The sequence below is a fragment of the Streptomyces sp. NPDC046925 genome, assembly GCF_040644915.1.
GTDB lineage: Bacteria > Actinomycetota > Actinomycetes > Streptomycetales > Streptomycetaceae > Streptomyces.
The window spans coordinates 151377-174473 of sequence record NZ_JBEYWZ010000008.1 but is presented as its reverse complement, the minus strand read 5'-3'; the positions used below and the strand labels follow the sequence as shown (position 1 = coordinate 174473).

Annotated in this window: 25 protein-coding genes, 1 tRNA gene and 1 riboswitch; of the genes, 8 read left to right on the top strand and 18 right to left on the bottom strand. The window is 68.9% G+C overall.

Annotated elements, in window-relative coordinates; genetic code table 11:
• Window positions 1–250 precede the first annotated feature (250 nt).
• Window positions 251–334 (top strand) — tRNA-Leu (locus tag ABZ906_RS29425).
• A 54-nt stretch (window positions 335–388) separates the two neighbouring features.
• Here the strand turns inward: ABZ906_RS29425 and rdgB are convergent.
• The 4 genes from rdgB to ABZ906_RS29405 form a co-directional block, all read right to left on the bottom strand.
• Window positions 389–994 (bottom strand): RdgB/HAM1 family non-canonical purine NTP pyrophosphatase, encoded by a 606-nt coding sequence (gene rdgB, locus ABZ906_RS29420; protein ID WP_361387707.1) that lies wholly within the window; start codon window positions 992–994, stop codon window positions 389–391.
• Window positions 995–1022: 28 nt separating this feature from the next.
• Window positions 1023–1418, bottom strand: coding sequence for a hypothetical protein (locus ABZ906_RS29415; protein ID WP_361186632.1), 396 nt, complete (start codon window positions 1416–1418; stop codon window positions 1023–1025).
• A 149-nt stretch (window positions 1419–1567) separates the two neighbouring features.
• On the bottom strand, window positions 1568–2308 hold the full coding sequence (gene rph / locus ABZ906_RS29410; RefSeq protein WP_361186634.1) for a ribonuclease PH: 741 nt from the start codon (window positions 2306–2308) through the stop codon (window positions 1568–1570).
• Window positions 2309–2418: 110 nt separating this feature from the next.
• Entirely contained in the window at window positions 2419–2652 is a 234-nt protein-coding gene (locus ABZ906_RS29405; RefSeq protein ID WP_055568676.1) for a PTS glucose/sucrose transporter subunit IIB, read from the bottom strand.
• 246 nt (window positions 2653–2898) lie between these two features.
• Here ABZ906_RS29405 and ABZ906_RS29400 point away from each other — a divergent pair, with 246 nt between their 5' ends.
• The 3 genes from ABZ906_RS29400 to ABZ906_RS29390 all read left to right on the top strand — a co-directional run bounded on the left by ABZ906_RS29400 (window position 2899) and on the right by ABZ906_RS29390 (window position 6764).
• Window positions 2899–4212 (top strand): PTS transporter subunit EIIC, encoded by a 1314-nt coding sequence (locus ABZ906_RS29400; RefSeq protein WP_361387704.1) that lies wholly within the window; start codon window positions 2899–2901, stop codon window positions 4210–4212.
• A gap of 265 nt (window positions 4213–4477) precedes the next feature.
• A complete protein-coding gene (locus ABZ906_RS29395) occupies window positions 4478–5743 on the top strand; it encodes a PTS transporter subunit EIIC (protein WP_361186639.1) in 1266 nt (421 codons plus the stop codon).
• Window positions 5744–5861: 118 nt separating this feature from the next.
• The gene (locus ABZ906_RS29390; RefSeq protein ID WP_361387701.1) at window positions 5862–6764 is read left to right on the top strand and encodes a hypothetical protein; all 903 of its coding nucleotides are present in this window, start codon (window positions 5862–5864) and stop codon (window positions 6762–6764) included.
• 17 nt (window positions 6765–6781) lie between these two features.
• Here ABZ906_RS29390 and ABZ906_RS29385 read toward each other — a convergent pair whose 3' ends face one another.
• On the bottom strand, window positions 6782–7534 hold the full coding sequence (locus ABZ906_RS29385) for an MBL fold metallo-hydrolase (RefSeq protein WP_361186644.1): 753 nt from the start codon (window positions 7532–7534) through the stop codon (window positions 6782–6784).
• 223 nt (window positions 7535–7757) lie between these two features.
• Between ABZ906_RS29385 and ABZ906_RS29380 the strand changes: the two genes are divergently transcribed.
• Window positions 7758–8243, top strand: coding sequence for a type II toxin-antitoxin system PemK/MazF family toxin (locus tag ABZ906_RS29380; protein ID WP_361186647.1), 486 nt, complete (start codon window positions 7758–7760; stop codon window positions 8241–8243).
• A gap of 189 nt (window positions 8244–8432) precedes the next feature.
• Here ABZ906_RS29380 and ABZ906_RS29375 read toward each other — a convergent pair whose 3' ends face one another.
• The 10 genes from ABZ906_RS29375 to clpS all read right to left on the bottom strand — a co-directional run bounded on the left by ABZ906_RS29375 (window position 8433) and on the right by clpS (window position 16336).
• Window positions 8433–9386, bottom strand: coding sequence for a cysteine synthase (locus tag ABZ906_RS29375; RefSeq protein WP_361186649.1), 954 nt, complete (start codon window positions 9384–9386; stop codon window positions 8433–8435).
• Between the two features lie 6 nt (window positions 9387–9392).
• Window positions 9393–9671 (bottom strand): MoaD/ThiS family protein, encoded by a 279-nt coding sequence (locus tag ABZ906_RS29370; RefSeq protein ID WP_361186652.1) that lies wholly within the window; start codon window positions 9669–9671, stop codon window positions 9393–9395.
• 148 nt (window positions 9672–9819) lie between these two features.
• Window positions 9820–9921, bottom strand: coding sequence for a putative leader peptide (locus tag ABZ906_RS29365; protein ID WP_336605789.1), 102 nt, complete (start codon window positions 9919–9921; stop codon window positions 9820–9822).
• Window positions 9922–9990: 69 nt separating this feature from the next.
• Complete coding sequence (locus tag ABZ906_RS29360) at window positions 9991–10797, bottom strand: ABC transporter ATP-binding protein (protein WP_361387698.1); 807 nt, start codon at window positions 10795–10797, stop codon at window positions 9991–9993.
• Window positions 10794–11849, bottom strand: a complete 1056-nt coding sequence (locus ABZ906_RS29355; protein WP_361388025.1) for an iron ABC transporter permease — start codon at window positions 11847–11849, stop codon at window positions 10794–10796. Before ABZ906_RS29355 ends, ABZ906_RS29360 begins: the two co-directional genes overlap by 4 nt.
• Before the next feature lie 47 nt (window positions 11850–11896).
• Entirely contained in the window at window positions 11897–12871 is a 975-nt protein-coding gene (locus ABZ906_RS29350; protein WP_361387695.1) for an ABC transporter substrate-binding protein, read from the bottom strand.
• A 44-nt stretch (window positions 12872–12915) separates the two neighbouring features.
• A riboswitch (cobalamin riboswitch) is annotated at window positions 12916–13072 on the bottom strand.
• Window positions 13036–13458, bottom strand: coding sequence for a M67 family metallopeptidase (locus tag ABZ906_RS29345; protein WP_361186660.1), 423 nt, complete (start codon window positions 13456–13458; stop codon window positions 13036–13038). Its footprint overlaps the riboswitch before it by 37 nt.
• A gap of 131 nt (window positions 13459–13589) precedes the next feature.
• The gene (locus tag ABZ906_RS29340; RefSeq protein WP_361186663.1) at window positions 13590–15062 is read right to left on the bottom strand and encodes an amino acid permease; all 1473 of its coding nucleotides are present in this window, start codon (window positions 15060–15062) and stop codon (window positions 13590–13592) included.
• A 351-nt stretch (window positions 15063–15413) separates the two neighbouring features.
• Entirely contained in the window at window positions 15414–16010 is a 597-nt protein-coding gene (locus ABZ906_RS29335; protein WP_361387692.1) for a DUF2017 domain-containing protein, read from the bottom strand.
• An 11-nt stretch (window positions 16011–16021) separates the two neighbouring features.
• The gene (gene clpS / locus ABZ906_RS29330; protein WP_361186668.1) at window positions 16022–16336 is read right to left on the bottom strand and encodes an ATP-dependent Clp protease adapter ClpS; all 315 of its coding nucleotides are present in this window, start codon (window positions 16334–16336) and stop codon (window positions 16022–16024) included.
• A gap of 80 nt (window positions 16337–16416) precedes the next feature.
• Here clpS and ABZ906_RS29325 point away from each other — a divergent pair, with 80 nt between their 5' ends.
• Both ABZ906_RS29325 and ABZ906_RS29320 read left to right on the top strand, forming a co-directional pair.
• Window positions 16417–17745, top strand: a complete 1329-nt coding sequence (locus ABZ906_RS29325) for a nicotinate phosphoribosyltransferase (protein ID WP_361186670.1) — start codon at window positions 16417–16419, stop codon at window positions 17743–17745.
• Between the two features lie 140 nt (window positions 17746–17885).
• Window positions 17886–18470 (top strand): nicotinamidase, encoded by a 585-nt coding sequence (locus tag ABZ906_RS29320; protein WP_361186672.1) that lies wholly within the window; start codon window positions 17886–17888, stop codon window positions 18468–18470.
• A gap of 93 nt (window positions 18471–18563) precedes the next feature.
• Here the strand turns inward: ABZ906_RS29320 and ABZ906_RS29315 are convergent, their stop codons facing one another.
• Both ABZ906_RS29315 and ABZ906_RS29310 read right to left on the bottom strand, forming a co-directional pair.
• On the bottom strand, window positions 18564–18938 hold the full coding sequence (locus ABZ906_RS29315) for a hypothetical protein (RefSeq protein ID WP_361186674.1): 375 nt from the start codon (window positions 18936–18938) through the stop codon (window positions 18564–18566).
• A 147-nt stretch (window positions 18939–19085) separates the two neighbouring features.
• The gene (locus tag ABZ906_RS29310; protein ID WP_361387689.1) at window positions 19086–21500 is read right to left on the bottom strand and encodes an immune inhibitor A domain-containing protein; all 2415 of its coding nucleotides are present in this window, start codon (window positions 21498–21500) and stop codon (window positions 19086–19088) included.
• A gap of 475 nt (window positions 21501–21975) precedes the next feature.
• On the opposite strand from ABZ906_RS29310, the gene ABZ906_RS29305 reads away from it, so the two are divergent.
• Window positions 21976–22275 carry a hypothetical protein gene (locus tag ABZ906_RS29305; RefSeq protein WP_361388022.1) on the top strand — a complete coding sequence of 100 codons (300 nt, stop codon included), beginning with the start codon at window positions 21976–21978 and terminating at the stop codon, window positions 22273–22275.
• A gap of 75 nt (window positions 22276–22350) precedes the next feature.
• On the opposite strand, the gene ABZ906_RS29300 is transcribed toward ABZ906_RS29305, so the two are convergent.
• Window positions 22351–22968 (bottom strand): RDD family protein, encoded by a 618-nt coding sequence (locus ABZ906_RS29300; protein ID WP_361387686.1) that lies wholly within the window; start codon window positions 22966–22968, stop codon window positions 22351–22353.
• Between the last annotated feature and the right edge of the window lie 129 nt (window positions 22969–23097).

The following is a 23097-nucleotide window of genomic DNA, read 5'->3' as shown; positions in this document are numbered from 1 at the left end:
CCGCACGCAAGCGGGGCGGGCCGTTCCGCATCCCGGTGGCGACTGTCCGATAAACGGTTCGTCAGCCCGTACGAGGCTGCGAACGCGCGGCCGGACGGGGAGGGGAACGGAGAACCTTCGGTACCTGTGCCCCAACTGCCACGCGCTGACGGATACGTGGTGCAGGCAGAAGGGGAGGACGCGGCTCGCCGGATAGCAGCCGACCCTCGTACACTTACAGCCGCCCGTCACAGCTGACGACGGGCGGCTAGCGGCGGTGGCGCAGTGGCGACGCAGCAGACTTAGGATCTGTGGCCCTTGATCGGGCTTGAGGGTTCGAATCCCTTCCGCCGCACGATAAATGACCTGCGAATCAGAGGATCGATCGCAGGTCATTCCTATGTGCCCCTCAGCCCAACAGCTCCCGCACCACCGGCACCAGCGCCCGGAACGCCTTGCCGCGGTGGCTGATCGCGTTCTTTTCCGCCGCCGAGAGTTCCGCGCACGTGCGCGACTCCCCCTCCGGCTGGAGGATCGGGTCGTAGCCGAAGCCGCCCGAGCCCGCGGGGGTGTGGCGCAGGGTGCCGCGGAGTTGGCCTTCCACCACGCGTTCCGTGCCGTCCGGGAGGGCGAGGGCTGCCGCGCAGGCGAAGTGGGCGCCGCGATGGGTGTCGGCGTCGATGTCGCCGAGTTGGGCCAGGAGGAGTGCGAGGTTCGCGGCGTCGTCGCCGTGGCGGCCGGCCCAGCGGGCGGAGAAGATGCCGGGGGCTCCGCCGAGGACGTCGACGCAGAGGCCGGAGTCGTCGGCGACGGCGGGAAGGCCGGTGGCCTTGGCGAGGGCGTGGGCCTTGAGGAGGGCGTTCTCGGCGAAAGTGACGCCGGTTTCCCTGACGTCGGGAATCTCGGGGTAGGCGTCCGCGCCGACGAGGTCGTGGGTGAGGCCTGCGTCGGCGAGGATCGCCTTGAGTTCCGTGATCTTGCCGGCGTTACGGGTGGCGAGGATGAGGCGGGTCATGCCCATCAGTATCCAAGCCGCCGGACCCTTACGGCGTGCAGACCTTGGTGAGCTCGCTCGTCGCGTCCACGATCGGCTTGAGGTCGGGGGTCGCGTCCCCCTTGTCGACGGCGTCGCGGACGTTGCCGACTGCCTTGTCGAGGTCGTCGACGGCCTTGTTCACGTCGGTGTCGTCGGTCTTGTCGCCGATCTCGTCGATGTTCTTGTCGATCTTGTCGAGTGCCTCGTCCGCCTGCGTGGGGTCGTCGCCCGCCTTCTCGACGGCCTGCTGGAGGTCGGTGACGCTGTCGGCGATGGCGTCCGCGGTCTGTACGCAGTCGAGCGCCTTGTTGACGGCGTCGCAGCCGACGAGGCCGATGCCCGCCGGTACGGCGATCAGAACTGACGTGATGGCGATGGCAATACGGCGGTGGCGCGCGGCCATGCGTGGATCCCTCCCCGGGTGCTGGTACGGGCGCGCGGCTGTGCGCGTGCGCTCGTACTCGTAAGAACGCCCGGGGAGGGCCGGTGGTTGCCTGTCGGGCCGTCGAGTTGGCGGCGGGGCAGGCAACCATCGGCCGACCGGTCGACCGGCTACTTCGTCGCTTCGAGTGCCTCGCGCTGGAACGCGGCGAGGTCCTCGCAGCCGCCGACGGCGAGGTCGAGCAGGGCGTTGAGCTCCTTGCGGTCGAACGGCTCCGCCTCGGCGGTGCCCTGGACCTCGACGAAGCGGCCGTCGCCGGTGCAGACGACGTTCATGTCGGTGTCGGCCTTGACGTCTTCCTCGTAGCGCAGGTCGAGGAGCGGTACGCCGCCGACGATGCCGACGGAGACGGCGGAGACGGTGTCGGTCAGGGGCTTGCGGCCGGCCTTGATCAGCTTCTTGCCCTGGGCCCAGGCGACGGCGTCGGCGAGCGCCACGTACGCGCCGGTGATCGCCGCGGTGCGGGTGCCGCCGTCGGCCTGGAGGACGTCGCAGTCGAGGACGATGGTGTTCTCGCCGAGCGCCTTGTAGTCGATGACGGCGCGCAGGGAGCGGCCGATGAGGCGGGAGATCTCGTGGGTGCGGCCGCCGATCTTGCCGCGTACGGCTTCGCGGTCGCCGCGGGTGTTGGTGGAGCGGGGCAGCATCGAGTACTCGGCGGTGACCCAGCCTTCGCCGCTGCCCTTGCGCCAGCGCGGGACGCCTTCGGTGAAGGAGGCGGTGCAGAAGACCTTGGTGTCGCCGAAGGAGATGAGGACGGAGCCCTCGGCGTGCTTGCTCCAGCCGCGCTCGATGGTGATCGGGCGGAGCTGTTCGGGGGTGCGGCCGTCGATGCGGGGCGTGGAGGACATGCGGGTGACCCTATCGGCACATGGCTGAGGGCCCTTACCGGTGATCGGCAGGGGCCCTCGGCGGGTGGGCTCAATGGCTCACGTCATGACTGGCTCACGTTATGACCGGCTCACATCATGTCTTCGATGTCGGCGGCGATGGGGTCGGCGTCGGTGCCGATGACGACCTGGATCGCGGTGCCCATCTTGACGACGCCGTGCGCGCCCGCGGCCTTCAGCGCGGCGTCGTCGACGAGTGCCGGGTCCTTGACCTCGGTGCGGAGGCGGGTGATGCAGCCCTCGACCTCTTCGATGTTGTCGATGCCGCCGAGCCCGGCGACGATCTTCTCAGCCTTGCTGGCCATGGTGTTCTCCCTGTTCTTAAAGGACGCGGCCTCACCACACCGTAGGTCCGCTTTGCCACGGTAACGCACGGTTGGAGCATCTTCGCGGGCGGTTATGGCACTCGTACCCAATGATGACGATCAAGGTGCCATCCCTCATGCCGCCCCTCAAGGGTCCCTCGGGGGACGGCATCGCACCCGTTCCGCAACTGGTCTACACCAGTTTCCAACGACCGCCAAACCTGGCTTGTTCCGGAGGGGACGCCGATGAGTACCGACGCCGCGGCGGTGCCGCAGAAGAAGTGGTGGAACGGGCTGTTCCAGGGCCTGCAGAAGATGGGCCGCAGCCTTCAGCTCCCCATCGCCGTCCTGCCCGCCGCCGGCATTCTCAACCGCCTCGGCCAGCCGGACGTCTTCGGTGCGGACGGTCTCGGCTGGGACAACGTCGCCAAGGTCTTCGCGGCGGCGGGCGGTTCGCTCCTGGACTCCGCGCTCGGCCTGCCCCTGCTGTTCTGCATCGGTGTCGCGATCGGCATGGCCAAGAAGGCGGACGGCTCCACGGCGCTCGCCGCGGTCACGGGCTTCCTCGTCTACTACGCCGTGCTCCGCGCCTTCCCCGACGACTGCCCCGCCGACACCACCTTCGGCGCCGCGGGAATGTGGAGCGGCGTCTGCGTGGCGGAGGACGGGACGGTCGCGCAGGCCGCGTACCAGAATCCGGGGGTCTTCGGCGGCATCGTGATGGGCCTGCTCGCCGCGTGGTTCTGGCAGCGCTACCACCGCGTGAAGCTGGTCGACTGGCTCGGCTTCTTCAACGGGCGCCGTCTGGTGCCGATCATCATGGCCTTCGTCGGTCTGGTCTTCGCCGGTCTGTGCGTGTGGGTCTGGCCGCCCGTCGGTGACGCCCTGACCAGCTTCTCCAAGTGGCTGGTGGACCTCGGCTGGCTGGGCTCCGGGATCTTCGGCGTGGCCAACCGCGCGCTGCTCACGATCGGCCTGCACCAGTTCCTGAACACGTTCGTCTGGTTCCAGTTCGGCGACTTCGAGAAGCCGGACGGCACGATGGTGCACGGTGACATCAACCGGTTCCTCGCGGGCGACCCGACGGCGGGCCAGTTCACGTCGGGCTTCTTCCCGATCATGATGTTCGCGCTCCCCGCCGCCGCCCTCGCGATCACGCACGCGGCCCGTCCGGAGCGCCGCAAGGTGGTCGGCGGCCTGATGCTGTCGGTGGGTCTGACGTCGTTCGTCACCGGCATCACCGAACCGATCGAGTACTCGTTCCTCTTCATCGCGCCGGCCCTGTACGCGATCCACGCGGTCCTCACCGGCGTCTCGATGGCGGTGACCTGGGCCCTGGGGGTCAAGGACGGCTTCAGCTTCTCGGCGGGCCTGATCGACTACGTCATCAACTGGAGTCTGGCGACCAAACCCTGGCTGATCATCCCGATCGGACTGGTCTTCGCCGTCGTGTACTACGTGCTGTTCAGCTTCGTGATCCGCAAGTTCGACCTGCATACGCCGGGACGCGAGCCAGAGGAAGAAGCGGAAGCACAGGACGCGGAGCAGACGAAGGCATAGCCGCCGTCAGGGCCGTCGTCGCCGACCGGTCCGCAGCCAACCGGAAGCCCCTTGGACGAAATCGTCCGGGGGGCTTTCCGCGTTTATTTCGCGTTATGGCGGACCCCACAAAACTCGTGGGTTCCTTACGTCACCTTCACCGTGCTACAACAGGTCTACACCACTAATTGGTGTAGACCACGCGGCCGTCCCGCCGCGGCTTCGGAGACGCCGCCGTCCCCCTCTTCCATGTCCCCTGGCGGCGCCTTGCCCACTGGAGGAAGTTGTGTCCACGGCCAGTTCCGCTCCCGCGGCCGAGAAGAAGAAGGGCGCCGGCGTGATGGCTGTCATGCAGCGCATCGGCCGCAGCCTCATGCTGCCGGTCGCCGTGCTGCCGGCAGGCGCCCTGCTCGTCCGCCTCGGCAACCCCGACATGCTCGGCCGGGACTCCTTCCCTGCCTTCGTCACCAAGATCGCCTCCTTCATGGCCGCGGGCGGCAACGCGATCCTCGACAACATGGCGCTGCTGTTCGCCGTCGGCATCGCGATCGGCTTCGCCAAGAAGTCCGACGGCTCGACGGCCCTCGCGGCCGTCACCGGCTACCTCGTCTTCAAGAACGTCCTCGCCACGTTCACCGACCCGAACCTGGACAAGGTCGCCACGGTCGTCGACGGCAAGATAGTCATGACGGAAGCGCCGGTGGACGCCAAGGTCCTCGGCGGTGTCGTGATGGGCATCGTCGTCGCCCTGCTCTACCAGCGCTTCTACCGCACCAAGCTGCCGGACTGGGCGGGCTTCTTCGGCGGCCGCCGTCTCGTGCCGATCCTCTCCGCCTTCGCGGGTCTGATCCTCGGCATCGTCTTCGGCTACATCTGGCCGATCCTCGGCACGGGCCTGCACAACTTCGGTGAGTGGCTGGTCGGTTCGGGCGCCGTGGGCGCGGGCATCTTCGGTGTCGCCAACCGTGCGCTGATCCCGGTCGGCATGCACCACCTCCTGAACTCCTTCCCGTGGTTCCAGGCGGGCTCGTACGAGGGCAAGAGCGGCGACATCAACCGCTTCCTCGCCGGTGACCCGACCGCCGGACAGTTCATGACCGGCTTCTTCCCGATCATGATGTTCGCCCTTCCCGCGGCCTGCCTCGCGATCGTCCACTGCGCCCGTCCCGAGCGCCGCAAGGTCGTCGGCGGCATGATGTTCTCCCTCGCGCTCACCGCCTTCGTGACCGGTGTGACCGAGCCGATCGAGTTCACGTTCATGTTCATCGCCCCGGTCCTGTACGCGATCCACGCGGTGCTCACCGGTGTCTCCATGGCGCTGACCTGGGCGCTCGGCATGAAGGACGGCTTCGGCTTCTCGGCGGGAGCGGTCGACTTCTTCCTCAACCTCGGCATCGCGAGCAACCCGTGGGGCCTGGCCCTGGTGGGCCTGTGCTTCGCCGCGGTCTACTACGTGATCTTCCGCTTCGCGATCACCAAGTGGAACCTCCCGACGCCGGGCCGCGAGTCCGACGAGGAGCTCGCCGAGCTCCTCAAGGCCGAGGCGAAGTAGCCTCCCGCCTCACCTCGGGACGTCACACTTCGGGACGTCACACTTCAGGACGTAAGCCCCGCACCGTTGCGACCAACGGTGCGGGGCTTCGTCGTGTCCGGCGGCTTACGGTCGGAGCATGAACACACCGCGCATCCTCGACCTCGACCGCGACCAGCTCTCCGCCCTCCGCGGTCGCGCCCTGACCGCTTCGGTCGCCGCCGCCGAGGGCCGCACCATGGTCGGCGAGGTGTTCGCCGACCGGGCCGCCCTCGTGCCGATGCCCGGCATGCCCGGCGTCCACAACGCCGAGCTCGTCGCGGCCTTCGGCGCCGACATCGTCGTACTGAACCTGATCGAGCGGGCCTGGGACGGCGAGCGGCTCGATCTGCCGGGCCTGGGCACGTTCGACTCCATCGCCGAGCTCGCCGCCTTCATCGGCCGGCCCGTCGGCATCAACCTGGAGCCCGGTGACGTCCCCGAGATCCGCCGCGCCAAGCCCGAGTACGCCAAGCGGCTCATCGACATGGGTGCGGCGATGCTGTGCCTGACGGCGAATCCGGGGACGGGCGGTTCGTACGAGGGGCTCACGCGGGTCACCGAGGAGCTGCGGCAGGGCCTCGGCGACGACGTCGCGCTCTGGAGCGGCAAGATGCACCACGCCGGTCACCCGGAGCGCGTCACGGCCGCCCGGCTCACCTCGCTCGTGGACGCGGGCGCGGACGGCGTCGTGATGCCGCTGCCGGGGACGCTGCCGGGTGTCACCAAGGAGCTGGCGGCCGAGGCCGTGGCCGCGGTGCAGGACGCGGGGGCCGTCGTGATGGGGGCGATCGGCACCAGCCAGGAGGGCAGCCACGCGAACGTCGTGCCGCAGCTGGCCCTGACCGCGAAGGAAGTGGGCGTCGACGCCCACCACTTCGGTGACTCCTACCTGCCGGGCATGTGCGATCCGGAGGTCATGTACGCCTACTCGGTCGCGGTCCGCGGCCGCCGCCACACCTGGAACAGGATGGCGCTCGGCGGCCGCGGGACCCGGCGCTAGGGCCGCGGGAGGCGGCGCTAGATCTCGTAGACCCGGCCGGCCTTCGCGAGTTCGGCGGGGCCGTCGTACGCCGCTCGCGCGTCCGCCAGGTTCACCTGCGGGTCCGTCCACGGCGGGATGTGCGTGAGGAGGAGACGCGCGGCTCGCGCGCGCTGGGCGGACTCGCCCGCCTCACGGCCGTTGAGGTGCAGGTCGGGGATGTTCTCCTTGCCGTGCGTGAAGGCGGCCTCGCACAGGAACAGGTCGGTGTCGGCGGCCAGTTCGTCGAGCGCGCCGCACACACCCGTGTCTCCCGAGTACGTGAGGGACTTGCCCCCGTGCTCGACGCGGATGCCGTACGCCTCGACGGGGTGGAACACCTTCTCCGTACGGACGGAGAAGGGGCCGATGTCGAACGAGGCCGGCTTGACGGTGTGGAAGTCGAAGACCTCGCTCATCGAGGAGGCCGACGGGGTGTCCGCGTAGGCCGTGGTCAGGCGCTGTTCGGTGCCCTCGGGTCCGTAGACCGGGATGGGGGCGCAGCGGCCGCCTTCGTGGCGGTAGTAGCGCGCCACGAAATAGGCGCACATATCGATGCAGTGGTCGGCGTGCAGATGGCTGAGAAAAATCGCGTCCAGGTCGTAAAGACCGACATGGCGCTGCAGCTCGCCGAGGGCACCATTGCCCATGTCGAGCAGCAGCCGGAAGCCGTCGGCCTCTACGAGGTAGCTCGAACAGGCCGAGTCCGCGGACGGAAACGACCCCGAGCAGCCGACGACGGTGAGCTTCATGGAGCGGAGACCTCCGGAGGCGAAACGGGGGTTGTGCGGGGGCCTTGCGGGGCTCGCGACGAGCCTTGCGAGAGGCTCTTCGCGGAGTGCTTCAATCCGTCGAGCGTAAGGCGCAAAAGGGCCGGTCGCTCCTCCGCCGAGGGCCGTTGTGGGAGAACTCACCTGCGCTGTCACCGGTTCGGGGGGCGCGCGGGGCGGGGTGCGCGCCGGTACCGTCTGCGGTATGGATACGTCGTGGTGGCTCGCTCTGGCCGCTGTGGTGGTGCTCGCCGTGGTCGCCACCGTGGTGGACGGCTGGGGTCGCAGCAACCGCGGACCCCGCGGTCGGACCACCCGTCCGCCGGGCCGTCCGCCGCGTCGGCCGTCGCGCCGGCCACGCGGTCCGCGGCGTCAGCTGCCCGCGCCGAAACCTGCGGAGATCTGGTGGGCGCGGGTGCCGTACGAGGACGGGCCCGGCGAGAAGGACCGGCCCTGTCTGGTGCTGTCCGTGCGGGGTGAGAGCGCGGTCGTCGCGAAGATCACCAGTAAGTACCACGACGAGCGGCCCGGGGTGATTCCGCTGCCGCCGGGGTCGGTCGGGGATGCGCGGGGGCGGCCCAGCTTTCTGGAGACGGACGAGTTGCGGGATGTCCCGGTGTGGGAGTTCCGCAGGCGGGCGGGGATCGTCGACCCGGCGTTGTGGGATCAGGTGCGGTACCTGGCCGGTTAGGCGGGCGGGGTCTGCTCTCGGCTCGGGAAATCGCCGGCTGCGCCGAGCTCATGCTCAGACACCGAGCGGGCTGTGCACACCGGGGGGACACCGAAAACGCCGGACCGGCTGGAGGTATCCAGCCCGTCCGGCGTTTGAGGACGAACTCGGCGGAGCCGGTGATGAACCGCTCTGCCGGGCGCAAAAGCCCTAGGCCCAGAGCTGGCCCTGCAGCGTCTCGATCGCTGCCTCGGTCGTCTCCGCCGTGTAGACGCCGGTCGACAGGTACTTCCAGCCGCCGTCGGCCACCACGAAGGCGATGTCGGCGGACTCCCCCGCTGCCACCGCCTTCTTGCCCATGCCGATCGCCGCGTGCAGCGCGGCGCCGGTGGAGACTCCGGCGAAGATCCCCTCCTGCTGGAGAAGCTCGCGGGTCCGCGTCACCGCGTCCGCCGAGCCGACCGAGAAGCGGGTCGTGAGGACCGACTCGTCGTACAGCTCGGGGACGAAGCCCTCGTCGAGGTTGCGCAGGCCGTACACGAGGTCGTCGTAGCGGGGCTCCGCGGCGACGATCTTGATGTCCGGCTTCTGCTCGCGCAGGAAGCGGCCCACGCCCATCAGCGTGCCGGTGGTGCCCAGGCCCGCCACGAAGTGGGTGATGGACGGCAGGTCGGCCAGGATCTCGGGGCCGGTGGTCGCGTAGTGCGCGCCCGCGTTGTCCGGGTTCCCGTACTGGTAGAGCATCACCCAGTCGGGGTGCTCGGCCGCCAGCTCCTTGGCGACGCGTACCGCCGTGTTGGAGCCGCCCGCCGCCGGGGACGAGATGATCTCCGCGCCCCACATGGCGAGGAGGTCACGCCGCTCTTGCGAGGTGTTCTCCGGCATGACGCAGACGATGCGGTAGCCCTTGAGCTTGGCGGCCATCGCGAGCGAGATGCCCGTATTGCCGGACGTCGGCTCCAGGATCGTGCAGCCGGGCGTCAACCGCCCGTCCTTCTCCGCCTGTTCGACCATGTGCAGCGCCGGGCGGTCCTTGATGGATCCGGTCGGGTTCCGGTCCTCCAGCTTCGCCCAGATGCGGACGTCGTCGGAGGGGGAAAGGCGCGGCAGGCGGACCAGGGGCGTGTTGCCCACGGCCGCCAGCGGGGAGTCGTAGCGAGGCATCCGCGATCAGACCATGCCGCCGGCCACGGCCGGGAGGATCGTGACGTTGTCGCCGTCCGTGAGCTTGGTGGAGATGCCGTCCAGGAAGCGGACGTCCTCGTCGTTCAGGTACACGTTCACGAAGCGGCGCAGCTTGCCGTCGTCCACGATGCGCTCGGCGATGCCCGCGTGCCGCGAGTCGAGGTCGGCGAAGAGCTCGGAGAGGGTGTCGCCGCTGCCCTCGACGGCCTTGGCGCCGTCGGTGTAGGTGCGGAGGATGGTCGGGATGCGGACCTCGATGGCCATGGCTGGGGGCTCCTGTCGGAAGAAGTCACGTGGGTGGGCGCGCGGCGGCCCGGTGGTGCGGGTGCGCAAGTGCGGGTGCGTGATGCTTCGCTGCGCGAGGCTCTACGCGGATGTGGCGCCGCGGCTCACGGCCGTACGGCGGCGGCTGTCAGCGCGAACAGATCGCGCTCGAGAGCCTGCACAAATCGACGTGCAGACGCGCAACGAGCAGCATGCCCGGCATCTTGTCGCTCACGTCGTGGGGAACCATGCGGTCATCGTATCGATTCCCGGTCCGGGTTCTGGAATGTGATCTCGCATGGTGGACGCTTGGCGTCCATCACGTGGATGAGGGCAGTCGGGGCGCGGCTGACGGGAGGTAGGTGACCGTCGGTGCGCCGGTCGCCGGATGCACCGCGACCTCCGCCGTCACTCCGTAGACCTCGGCGAGGAGCTTGCTGGTCAGGACCTCCTTCGGTGCTCCTGACGCGACGAGACGTCCGGCGTCGAGCACGTACAGGCGGTCGCAGTAGTAGGCCGCCAGATTGAGGTCGTGCAGGGCCAGGAGATTCGTCGTGCCGAGATCGCGGACCAGGGTCAGGATCTCCAGCTGGTAGCGGATGTCCAGATGGTTGGTGGGTTCGTCGAGCACGAGGACCGCGGGCTCCTGCACCAGCGCCCTCGCCACCAGGGCGCGCTGGCGCTCGCCGCCGGAGAGCCCGGCGAAGGTCCGGTGTGCGAGGTCCGCGGCGCGGACGCGTGCCAGCGCCCCGTCGACCAGGGCGGCGTCCTGCGCGGTGTCCGCCTCCCAGAAGCGTTTGTGCGGGGAGCGGCCCATGGCGACGATCTGCCGGACGGTGAGCTCGAAGCCGGTGTGTCCGTCCTGCGGGACGGTGGCGATACGGCGGGCGCGGTCCTTGGCCGAGCGGGTCGCGAGATCGTCGCCGTCCAGGAGTACGCGGCCGCCGGTGGGCGTGAGGGTGCCGTAGACGCAGCGCAGGAGGGTGGTCTTGCCGCTGCCGTTGGGGCCGACGAGGCCGACGGTCTCGCCCCTGGCGGCGTGCAGGGTGACGTCGTCGACGAGGGTTTTCCCACTCGTGCGGTAGGTGAGGGACTCGGTGGTCAGGATCGCCGCCGGGTTGCTCATGCGGTTGCCTCCGTACGGTTCCTTCGCAGCATCCACAGGAAGAACGGGCCGCCCGTCAGCGCGGTCAGGACACCCACCGGGATGTCCTGCGGCGCCGCGACCGTGCGCGCGGCGAGGTCGGCGGCCACCAGGAACACCGCGCCCATCAGGGCCACCACCGGCAGGAGCGCCCGGTGGGCGGCGCCGACCAGCATCCGGGCGGCGTGCGGGACCATCAGGCCGACGAAGCCGATGGCTCCGCTGTACGCGACGAGTACGCCGGTCAGGAGCGAGGCGAGGACGAAGACGGCGGCGCGGAAGCGGGCCGTGTCCAGGCCGAGGACGGTGGCGCCCTCCTCGCCGACCAGGAGCAGGTCGAGGGGGCGGGCCAGGGCGATGAGCAGCGCCGTGCCCGCGATGAGGGCGGTGCCGGGCAGGGCGAGCATGTCCCAGCGGGCGCTGCCGAGGCCGCCCAGCGTCCAGTACAGGACTTCCTTCAGGTGGTCCGCGCTGTCGGCCATGATCAGGATGAGGCTGGTCAGGGCGGAGAGGATGTACGAGACGGCCACTCCGGCGAGGATCAGTCGGCCGGTGGCGAAGCCGCCGCCTCCCGATCTGGCCAGGGTGTAGACGACGAGCAGGGAGAGCAGGGCTCCCGCGAAGGCGGCGGCCGGGATGGTGACGGTGGTGGCGAGTCCCGCGCCGAGGCCGAAGACGCTGCCGAGGACGATGACGGCGACGGCTCCGGCCGAGGCGCCGGAGGAGACGCCGAGCAGGAACGGGTCGGCCAGGGGGTTCCTCACCAGGGCCTGGAGGACCGTGCCGATGACTGCGAGCCCGGCGCCTACGGCTGCGCCGAGCAGGACCCTGGGGAGTCTTACGTCCAGGACGATGGTGCGGAACGGGGAGAGCTCCGCCCTCCCCGTGAGGATCTCCAGTACCTGGGGCGCCGGGATGCGGACGGAGCCCAGCGCAAGCCCCGCGACGACCGCTGCCGCGAGGGCCGCGAGCAGCCCTGTGACAACCGCGCCGTAACGGAGCTTTCTGTTGACCCCGTCCCGGTTGCCGTACATCACCGGCTTCGCCGAGTTCGTCCTCAAACGCCGGACGGGCTGGATGTTCACAGCTGGTCCGCCAGCTTGTTCACCGCCGTCGGTGCTCTCACCCCCGTGACCGCGTCCGACAGCGGCAGGGTCGCGAAGCGCTTGTGTTTGATGGCGGGGACGTCTGCCAGGACCGGGTCGTCGAGGAGGCGCTTCTTCTTCTGGGCCACCGTCGTGCCGCCGTAGTCGAGGATGACGATCACCTCGGGGTTGCGGTCGACGACCGATTCCCAGGACGCGTCGCCGAAGGACTTGTCCAGGTCGGCGAAGACGTTGCGGCCGCCGGCCCGTTCGATGATGTCGTTGCCGATGCCCCGGCCGCCCGCCGTGAACGCGCTCTTGTCGCCGCTGTCGTAGACGAAGACGGGGACGGGCTCGCGGTCCTGCGTCTTCTTCGCCGCGTCCGCCAGTTCGCGTTCGGCGCCACTGACCCACTGGTCGGCGCGCGCCCGTACCCCGAAGGTGGAGCCGACCTGCCGCACCTCGCGGTAGACGTCGTCCATGGTCACGGCCTTCTTCGCGCAGCCCTCGACGTTCAGGCGGCTCTCGATGCCGGACTTGGCCAGGGCCGCGCGGCTGCGGCCCTCGCCCGCGAGGAAGGCGCTCGCGTAGCCGCCGTAGACGAAGTCGGGGTTCGCGGCCAGGAGCTTCTCGTACGAGGGGTACTCCTTGGCGAGGACGGGGGTGTCCGCGTACGCCTTCGCGTACTTCGGCAGGACCTTGTCGTCGAGGTACGCCGTCCCGGCCAGGCGGTCCTCCAGGCCCAGTTCGAGCATGACTTCCGTCGCGTGCTGGTTCATCGTCACGGCACGCTTCGGCGGGGCGTCGTACGTCGTCTTCACGCCGCAGTTCGTGACCGTGTACGGGAAGCCGGGGGCTTTGGACTCCGGCTTGGACGTGCTGCCGTCGGAGGTGGACGAGCACGCGGCGAGCGGGGTGAGCAGGGCCGCGGCTATGAGCACGCGCAGGGTCGCGCGTATGGGGCGGGACATGGCTGAGCTGCCTCCTCCAGGGGATTTCCGCGTCCCCTGCGTCGTGGGAGAAAGAGGCGGCAGGTCAGTTCCTGACTGCCCCGCCCGCGAGGGGAGGGGTCACAGTGGCGGGACCGTGCCGGATTCGCACCGGCTTCCTGGGTCCTGCCGCCCGAAAGGTGAGCTCAGTATGCCTGGACGACCTTCACCTCTTCTTCGGTGACCTCGCCCTCGACGATCCGGAAGGAGCGGAACTGGAACTCGCCCGCGTCGTCGGTGTCGGCCGTGGAGACCAGGACGTAGTGGGCGGCGGGCTCGTTCGCGTACGAGATGTCCGTGCGCGAGGGGTATGCCTCGGTCGCCGTGTGCGAGTGGTAGACGATCACCGGCTCCTCGTCGCGGTCGTCCATCTCGCGGTAGAGCTTGAGCAGGTCGGTCGAGTCGAACTCGTAGAACGTGGGCGAGCGGGCCGCGTTCAGCATCGGGATGAAGCGTTCCGGGCGGCCGGTGCCCTCGGGGCCCGCGACCACACCGCAGGCCTCGTCGGGGTGGTCCTGGCGCGCGTGCGCGACGATCTGGTCGTGGAGGGCCTGGGTGAGGGTCAGCATGGCAGCCAGGATAAGCAGAAGGGCCGGCCCGTACCGAAGAGTGGTACGAACCGGCCCACATGCTGGGATCAGCGGTGATCAGACGGTGATCGGGACCCGTCGGGCGGGCCCCGTCGGTCAGAACCCGTCGGTCAGGACTTGACCGCGTCCTTCGGGCCCGACTGGCCGCCGCCCGCCGACGCCTTGTTCTTGCGCTGCATGGCCAGGTAGCCGATGCCGAGGATCAGCGCCCACACCGGAGCCGCGTAGAGCGAGATCCGCGCGTCCTTGTCGATGCCCATCATCACGATGACCATCGCGATGAAGGCGAGCGCGAACCAGCTCGTGTACGGAGCGCCCGGCGCCCGGAAGGTGGACTGCGGGAGCTCGCCGCGGTCGGCCTTGCGGCGGTACTTGATCTGGCAGACCAGGATCATGATCCAGGCCCACATGCCGGAGATGGTCGCGAAGGAGACGACGTAGTTGAACGCCTCGCCCGGCCACTGGTAGTTGATCCAGACGCCGACCAGCATCAGCGCGGCGGAGAAGGTGGTGCCCACGAGCGGCAGGCCGTTCTTCGTGAGCTTGGTGAAGAACGCCGGTCCCTGGCCGTTGAGCGCCAGGTCACGCAGCATGCGGCCGGTGGAGTACATGCCGGAGTTGCAGGAGGAGAGCGCGGCCGTCAGGACGACGAAGTTGACGATCGCGGCGCCGACGCCGAGGCCCATCTTGTCGAAGGCGGCGACGAACGGCGAGACGCCCGGCACGAACTCCGTCCACGGCACGACCGAGAGGATCATGATGAGCGCGCCGACGTAGAAGACGGCGATGCGCCACGGCACGGTGTTGATGGCCTTGGGCAGGACGGTCTTGGGGTCCTTGGACTCGCCCGCGGTGACGCCGACCAGCTCGACGGCGAGGAAGGCGAACATCACGATCTGGAGCGTCATCAGCGTGGAGCCGATGCCGTTCGGGAAGAAGCCGCCCTGGTCCCACAGGTGGGTCACGGAGGCGGTGTCACCGGCGTCGGAGAAGCCGATGGTGAGGATGCCGGCGCAGATCAGGATCATGCCGATGATCGCGGTGACCTTGACCATCGAGAACCAGAACTCGAGCTCGCCGAAGAGCTTCACGGAGATCAGGTTGGCGCCGTACAGGATGACCGTGAAGATCAGCGCGTAACCCCATTGGGGGATGGCGTCATGGGTCCAGTACTGCATGTACTGGGCCGCTGCCGTGACTTCCGTGATGCCGGTGACGACCCAGAAGAGCCAGTACGTCCAGCCGGTCACGTACCCGAAGAAGGGGCCGATGAATTCGCGCGCGTACTCCGAGAAGGAGCCCGACACGGCGCGGTACATGAGCAGCTCGCCCAGGGCCCGCATGATGAAGAAGATGACGAGGCCGGCGATGGCGTACGCCAGGATGAGGCTCGGACCGGCCTTGTGAATGGCCTTGCCCGCGCCGAGGAACAGGCCGGTGCCGATGGCACCGCCGATCGCGATCATCTGGATCTGCCGGGCCCCGAGCCCGCGCTGATAGCCCTCGCCTGACGAACCGGACGAGCCGCCCGCTCCGTCGGCCTCATTGCCGTCGTGATGCTCTTCGACCTGCACTGAGGTCATGGTGACGCCTTTCTCCACGCTAGATCCGTGCCCGCGTCTGCGTATGGCCACGGATCAGGTCCTGATCCCCCCGGATATGGATGGAGTGCTACCGGCGGTCTGCCGGCCCGAGCACCACCGGTGACATGGGTGGCGTCACCGAGTGGTCGTGAAGATTTATCACGGTCGCCATAGTGATCGGCCGGGGCGCGTGTGGCCCATGACACGAGAAGAACCGGACAAAAGTCCCCCGCCGGACCAAACGGGGGCGGCGGGGTGACACGATCGTTATCCGGATTTGAGCGTCCGCTGAGCGAACGAGGGGTAACAGCTGCCCCATACAACGACTTTGCCGGGGCCCCGGTGTGACTTCTACTCCATGAGGGTGCCGACCAGCGTCTCCTGGAGGCCGCCGAGCCAGAGATAAGCCATCACCATCGGCTTGCGCGGATCGGCGTCGGGCAGCTGGAAGAGCAGGTCGGTGTCGTCCTCGTCGGTCACTTCGAGGCGGGCGCCGATCGCGAGGCGCAGGTCGTTGAGCGCGCCGAGCCAGTGCTGCGACTCCTCGGCGGACAGCTTCAGGACGGCGCCGCCCTCGCCCTTGGACGCCGTGGCGTCGAGGCAGCGGATCACCACCAGGGCGTCGTCACGCTTCTTGGCCCGCAGGTCGTTCTCGGTGAAGCGCCTGAACTCGGCGGAGTACGCGCGCAGTTCGTCCTCATCGGCCTTCTCGCTGCCGGGACCGCCGTACGCGTCCGGGAGCAGCCGCTTGAGAACCGGGTCGGCGGGCGGCTCGCTCGGGCCCTCCGCGAACAGCTCCGCGAGGGGATCGTCGGAGGCGTCCTCGGCCGGGCCGGGGCCGATCAGCTCCAGGAGCTGCACGGCGAGGGAGCGGATGATCGAGATCTCGACCTCGTCGAGCGCGACGGCGGCACCGCCGCCGGGGATGGCTTCGAATTGTCCTGGCATCAGATGCGTCGCTACTTCCGGTCCTGCTGGAGGGTGGCCCAAAGGCCGTATCCGTGCATGGCCTGTACGTCGCGCTCCATCTCCTCGCGGGAGCCGGTGGAGACGACCGCACGGCCCTTGTGATGCACGTCCATCATCAGCTTGGTGGCCTTCTCCTTCGAGTACCCGAAGTAGGACTGGAACACATAAGCCACGTAACTCATCAAATTGACCGGGTCGTTGTGGACGAGCGTGATCCATGGGACATCCGGCTCCGGAACGGCGAAGGTTTCTTCGTCGGATTCGGGGCGGGTGATCTCTGCGGGAGCCGTACTCACTTGTCCCATGCTGCCACCCGCAGGGGGGCCTCGCACAAATGGGCTCAGGAAATCGTCAGAGTGACGAGATGCGGGGTAGCATCCTTCGTATGAACACAGCGGACCTTGGGCTGCCGGTGGATGTTCCGTCGACAGCGCTCTTCACGGACCATTACGAGCTCACGATGCTGCAGGCCGCGCTGAAGGCCGGCACCGCCGACCGGCGCTCCGTCTTCGAGGTCTTCACGCGCAGACTGCCCGAGGGGCGCCGCTATGGAGTGGTGGCCGGAACGGGCCGGGTCCTGGACGCCGTGGAGAACTTCCGCTTCGACGCCGACGTCATCGGATTCCTCCGCGAGCGGCGTGTCGTCGACGAGGCGACCCTGGAGTGGCTGGCCTCGTACCGCTTCAGCGGCGACATCTGGGGCTACCCCGAGGGCGAGGTCTACTTCCCCGGCTCGCCCGTCCTGCGCGTCGAGGGCTCCTTCGCGGAGTGCGTGCTCCTGGAGACGGTGATCCTCTCCATCCTCAACCACGACTCGGCGATCGCGGCCGCCGCGTCCCGGATGGCCTCGGCCGCCGGAGACCGCCCGCTGATCGAGATGGGCGCCCGGCGCACGCACGAGCTAGCGGCCGTCGCCGCGTCCCGCGCCGCGTACGTCGGCGGCTTCACCACCACGTCCGACCTGGCGGCCGGCTTCCGCTACGACATCCCCACCGTCGGCACGTCGGCCCACGCCTTCACTCTTCTGCACGACAACGAACGCGACGCCTTCCGCGCGCAGGTCGACTCGCTCGGCCCCGGCACGACCCTGCTCGTCGACACGTACGACGTGACCGCCGCCGTGCGCACCGCCGTCGAGGTCGCCGGGCCCGAGCTCGGTGCCGTGCGCATCGACTCCGGCGACCTGCTCCTGGTCGCGCACCGGGTGCGTCAGCAGCTGGACGAGCTCGGCGCCACGAAGACGAAGATCGTCGTCACCTCCGACCTGGACGAGTACGCCATCGCCTCGCTCGCCGCGGCGCCCGTGGACGCGTACGGCGTGGGCACGCAGCTCGTCACCGGGTCCGGGCACCCGACGTGCTCGATGGTCTACAAGCTCGTGGCCCGCGCCCACTCGGCGGACCCGAAGGCTCCGCTCGAACCGGTGGCCAAGAAGTCGCTGGGCGCCAAGTCGTCGGTGGGCGGCCGCAAGTGGTCCGCCCGGCGGCCGGACGAGCACGGGATCGCCGAGGCCGAGGTGATCGGCACGGGAGCGGTGCCCGCGGAGCTCGCCGACCACCAGCTGCTCGTCGAGCTGATCAAGGGCGGCGAGGTGCTTGCGCGCGAACCCCTCGACACCGTGCGCGACCGGCACGCGGCGGCCCGGGAGCGGCTGCCCCTTTCGGCGACGCAGCTCTCGAAGGGCGAAGCCGTCATTCCGACGGAATACATCTGACGAATGCGTCGGATTGTGCGCCGGAGCGGAGAGGGGGGCGTTCGAACGCCCTCTCCCGCAAAGCGTTCGAAGTCTCTACGCTCGGTTCATCCGGCCGAGCCCCCGCCGGGTGCGAGCCCTGCCCGACCGAAGGACACCCGATGCGCCGCGCTCTGATCGTCGTCGATGTGCAGAACGACTTCTGCGAGGGCGGCAGCCTCGCGGTCACGGGAGGAGCCGACGTCGCCGCCGCGATCACCGACCTGATCGGCCAGGCTCCCGCGGGCTACCGCCATGTCGTGGCCACCCGCGATCACCACATCGACCCCGGTGACCACTTCTCGGACCAGCCGGACTACGTCGACTCCTGGCCGCCGCACTGCGTGGCGGGGACGGAGGGCGTGGGCTTCCACCCGAACTTCGCGCCGGTCGTCGCTTCCGGGGCGATCGACGCGGTCTTCGACAAGGGGGCCCACTCGGCGGCCTACAGCGGCTTCGAGGGCGCCGACGAGAACGGCGTCCTGCTCGCGGACTGGCTGCGGGACCGGAAGATCACCGAGGTGGACGTGGTGGGCATCGCCACGGACCACTGCATCCGCGCCACCGCGCTCGACGCGGCTCGGGAGGGCTTCGCCACCACGGTCCTGCTCGACCTCACGGCCGGCGTCTCCAAGGAAACAACGGAACGAGCCCTGGAGGAGCTGCGCGCGGCGGGGGTAGAGCTGACGGGCAAGCCGGTGGTCTAGGGCCCCCGGAGGGGCCCGTCAGGGGCCCTTCAGGGGCGCGGGGAACTGCGCGATCAGCCCCCACCGAACCCGCAGGTCCAGCACGGCGATCAGTCAGACCCCCGTGGGTCTGGCGCTGAACCCGGAGCTACCGGGTCTCTGCCGCTGAGGGGCCTGCCCCTGCAAGGCCTGCCGCTTCAAAGCCCGTATCGGATGCCAAAGCTCAGCAGCCGCGTCCGGCGCCGCACGCCATATCAACCCGTCAGGGTGATGCAGCACCGCCGTGATCTCGTCCGGCGTGGGCGGCTCCGCGTTGCCCCGGAGATAGACGGCCCGCATGCCGAGGTTCCGCAGCCGCGTCAGCGCCCTCGCCCGGTTCATCGCGAGGACGATCATGCGGACGTTGCCGCCGCCCGCGTACGGGCTGGGCAGGGTCAGGGCCACCACCACGCTGCCGTTCGGCAGCTTGCTGAAACCTCCTGCGGACATGGCTGGTCACACCCCCGTGAGACGTCGCACGAAGCCCCTGGCCGGGCTCCGTGTCAATAAGGAATCCACAGGACGCACCTAAACACGATCGGCCGCCGCCCGCTAGAGGGCGACGGCCGATCATGGCTTGACCTGCGAAAACGCTAATTACTTCTTGGAGGGACCGACCTGGACCGTGATCGTCGAGCCATCCTTCGGCTGCTTGATGATCTTGATCTGGGTGTTGGTGTCAGTGACCTTGACACTTCCCGTGCCGTTCTCCTTGTACCAGTAGGTGCCCTTGTGGTCGTCGAAGACCGGGACACCCTTCTGGGACTTGATCTTCAGCGCGACGTCCGCGTTGTGGAGCGTGAACTTGTCGGTCGCGTACTTGCTGAAGGGCGCGTCGAACGGCTGGATCTTGTTCCGCAGCAGGGTGCCGTCCGCCCACTTGAGCGGCTTGGCGTGCGCGTCCACCGGAAGGATCAGACCCTCGCCCGGGTGGGCGCTGGTGTTGTTGTCCTTCTGCGAGGTGTCCCACTGCCAGACCATCAGGCCGGTCTGGTACGCGTAGTGCTCCACCCAGTCCGGACGGGACTTGGAGAAGCCGAAGTTGTACGGGCCGACCTCGAGGGTCTTGTCGTACGACACGTACTGGCGGTTCTCGGCGAGGTAGTACTGGTCGTACTTCTTGGTGAAGGACTCGCCGATGCGCGAAAAGCCCTTCGCCGTCCAGCCGTTGTCGTCGCCCTCGGCGCCGTCCTCGAAGACCTTGGCGCCGTCCGCGGTGACCGCGAGCGCGTCGGCCGTGAAGCCCTTGCCGCCCGCGCCGCCGTCCGTCGAGTAACGGAAGCGGAGGTCGATCTTCTTGCCGGCGTAGTCGTCGAGCGGGAACGCGAGCTTCTTGTACGCGCCCGAGGCACCGGTCAACGCGGGCTTGTCACCGGCGTCGCGCGGGATGGCCTTGCCGTCCGCGGTGCCGTCCACCGGCGTCCAGTTGGCGCCGCCGTCCGTCGACACCTCGGTGTAGAGGTAGTCGTAGTTGGCCTCGATGTCCCACCAGCCGTCGAGCGTGAGCGCGGCCTTGGACTTGCCGGTCAGGTCGACCGAACGCGTCAGGGTGTTCTTGAGGTCGTCGCCCTGGTCGCTCCACCACTGCTTGGAGCCCTCGGTGGGCTTGGTGACCGTGGTGGTGACGGCCTTCTTGGGCAGGTCGACGACGAGCGCCTGGCGGTGGCGGGTGTTGTACTCCGAGACGCCCAGCTTGTGCTCGGACGTCGTCGCGGCCTTCGCCTTGGCGTAGTCGAGCCAGCCCAGCTGGAACTTGTCCCAGGCGGTCATGTCGCCGGGCAGGTCGCCGATGGCGTCCTTGCCGGTGCCGAGCCAGGAACCGGCCGACATCAGCGACCAGAAGCCGACCGAGTTCTCGCCCTTGCCCGAGGTGTCGTACAGGTCGGGCAGACCCAGGTCGTGGCCGTACTCGTGGGCGAAGACGCCGAGGCCGCCGTTCTCCGGCTGCATCGTGTAGTCGCCGACCCAGATGCCCGAGTCGCCGATCTGGGTGCCACCGGCCTTGTTGTCCGCCGGGCCGGTGTTGCCCGCGTCGTTGCCGTACGCGTACCAGCGGTGCGCCCACAGGGCGTTGGTGCCCTCGGCGCCGCCGCCGGCCGACTCGTCCTCGCCCGCGTGCACGAGCTGGAAGTGGTCGATGTAGCCGTCCGGCTCGTTGAAGTTGCCGTCGCCGTCGAAGTCGTAACGGTCCCAGAGGTCGTACTTGGCGAGGTCCGCCTTGATCTGGGCGTCCGTGCGGCCCTGCGCCTTCTGGTCCTTGGTCCAGGCGGTCACGCCGTCCTTGACCGCGTCCCAGACGTTGGGGCAGTTGGTGTCGCCGCAGTAGTTGGAGCCGTACCGCGCCTCGTTGTAGTCGACCTTGACCCAGTCGGAGACCTCGCCGTCGACCGAGTAACGGCCGGAGGAGGTCTTCTCGTAGTAGGTCTTCAGGGACTCCTTCTTCTTGCCCTTGGAGTCCTTGCCCTCACCGAAGTACAGGTCCTGGAAGTGCTTCTGGTTGTAGTCCTTCTGCCAGGCCGTGCTGTTGTCCTTCGCACGGTCCGGCTTGGCTATCTTGTTGTGCGCCGGGCCGGGCTTGCCGCCGTACTTCTTGACGGGCGGCTCGGGGCCGTCCGCGCCGTCGGGGTCGTACATGGTGGTGTCGTCCACCTTGTCCCCGAACTCCACCAGGATCGTGAAGATCTTGTCGGTCTTCTCCCGGCCGAGCTCGACGTACTTCTTGTCGTCGAGCTTCACGACCTGGGAGCCGCCGCGCTTTTGCACCTTGGCGTCGCCCGCGACGACCTGCTGGAGCGCCGCCTTGCGCTGCTGCGCCTGCTGCTTGCTGAAGGGCCCGTCGAGGTCGTGGTCGACCTGCGCCTTGGCCCTGCTCGGGTCCTGCCGATCGATGGCGGGAGCTCCGGTGGACCCACTGTCATCGGCCGATGCGGTGGCTGCCGAGAACGTGGCGGCGGCCGCGGCCATCGCCACGGCAGCCGCGGTGGCTCTGAACGTCCGTCTTCTGACTGTCACTTGATGTTGTCCTCCCCCGCGTCCGCGCGAAGGCGGGCCGAGGTCCCGGTCGGAGGAGGTCCGCGCGCGATACGCGTCACAAGTGACGACATTCGACCGGAGATACGGGAGAAAAGACAGACCTTGACTTGAACAGGCCAAGTGCACTATGTAGATCTGGAGATCCGCTATTCGGACATATGCGCCCGCCCGCCGGCATGGTCAACAGGCGCGTCCCGCCGTCCACTTGCTGGACATCATGAACCAGTGCGCCCCCTGTGCTGCCGCACCGTGGGTTAGGTCACGCTTACTGCCTGTTCCCGTCGGGCATGCAGCGGATTAGAGTCATTCGTCGGTGCGTCCTGGCGCGTGGCGACAATCTCAAGTCGTCGCAGCCGGGCACCCTTTGATTCGTATACACAGCTTCACATTGGGCACGACCACCCCCGCATCCGCTGTCCCGAGGACGGATTACGCCATGCCTCGTCCCATGCCGCTGCCTCGTCCCACCCCCGCCCAGATCACCTACGGCACTCTGACGGTCGTCTTCTCGACGCTCGCCATGCTGCTGCTCTCCCAGACGAGTTCGGGGATCGGTGTCGCGGTGATAGCAGTCGCCGCGCTCGGTCTCGGATTACTCGTGGCCATGACGGTTCCCCAACGCGAGTCCGAACCCGCGGCCTCGCCTGCCGCACGGGTCGCCCCCGCCGCCAGGAACGCCGAGGAGCGCGTTCCGGCCCAGCGGGCCGCCGCGCCCGTCCTTGCCGAGTCCGTACGCGAGCCGGCGGGCCCGTAAGGATTCACGGGCCCGCCTGGTCTGCCGCTTCTGCCGCCGCACCTGCTGCCGCCGCGGTGGCTGTGTCCCCTGCCGTCAGCCGGTGCTGACCACCACCGTCTTGGCAGCCTTGTCGTGCAGGCCCTGCTTGTAGGGCTTGTCGAAGAAGCTCCAGCCGCCGCAGATCGCCGTCCAGATGCAGGCGCAGCAGAAGGCGAACGGCAGCCAGAGGACGGCCGCGCGGACGAGCGCGGTCTGCAGGGTGGGCGTCGCGCCGTCGTTGAGGTTCGCGACCCGCAGCCCAAGCCACTTCTTGCCCAGGGTCTGGCCCGTCCTGGAGATCATGAAGCTGTCGTACGCGATGTAGAGCACGGCGGCGAGCAGGGACTGCCCGAAGCTCTTGCCGTACTGGACCTTGTCCGGGTCGACGTCGAACTCGCTCGTGCCGAAGCCCCACGAGAGCAGCCAGACGACCACACCGACGAGGATCATGTCGATGATGCGGGCGAGTACGCGCTTGCCGCTCTCCGCCAGCGGGGGCATGCCGGCCAGCGGATCCCCGGCTCCGCCGTAGGGATCACCGCCTCCGCCGTACGGCGGGGGCGGCGGGGGCGTGCCGTAAGGGGAGCCGCCGCCGCTGTCCTGCGGGGGCTGCTTCCTGAAGGGGTCGTTGTCGTCCGGGGGCGGCGGATATTGCGGCGGTTCGGTACTCATGGGCCGAGTCGACCGCGGGGGCGCCGGGGGCGCATCCGCGGAGGGGCTGTACGGGTTAAGGACGGCCTCGAACGCGGGCGGGGCTGGCTCTGTCCGACCCACCCGGAGACTTTCCGCCCGGCCGGAGAC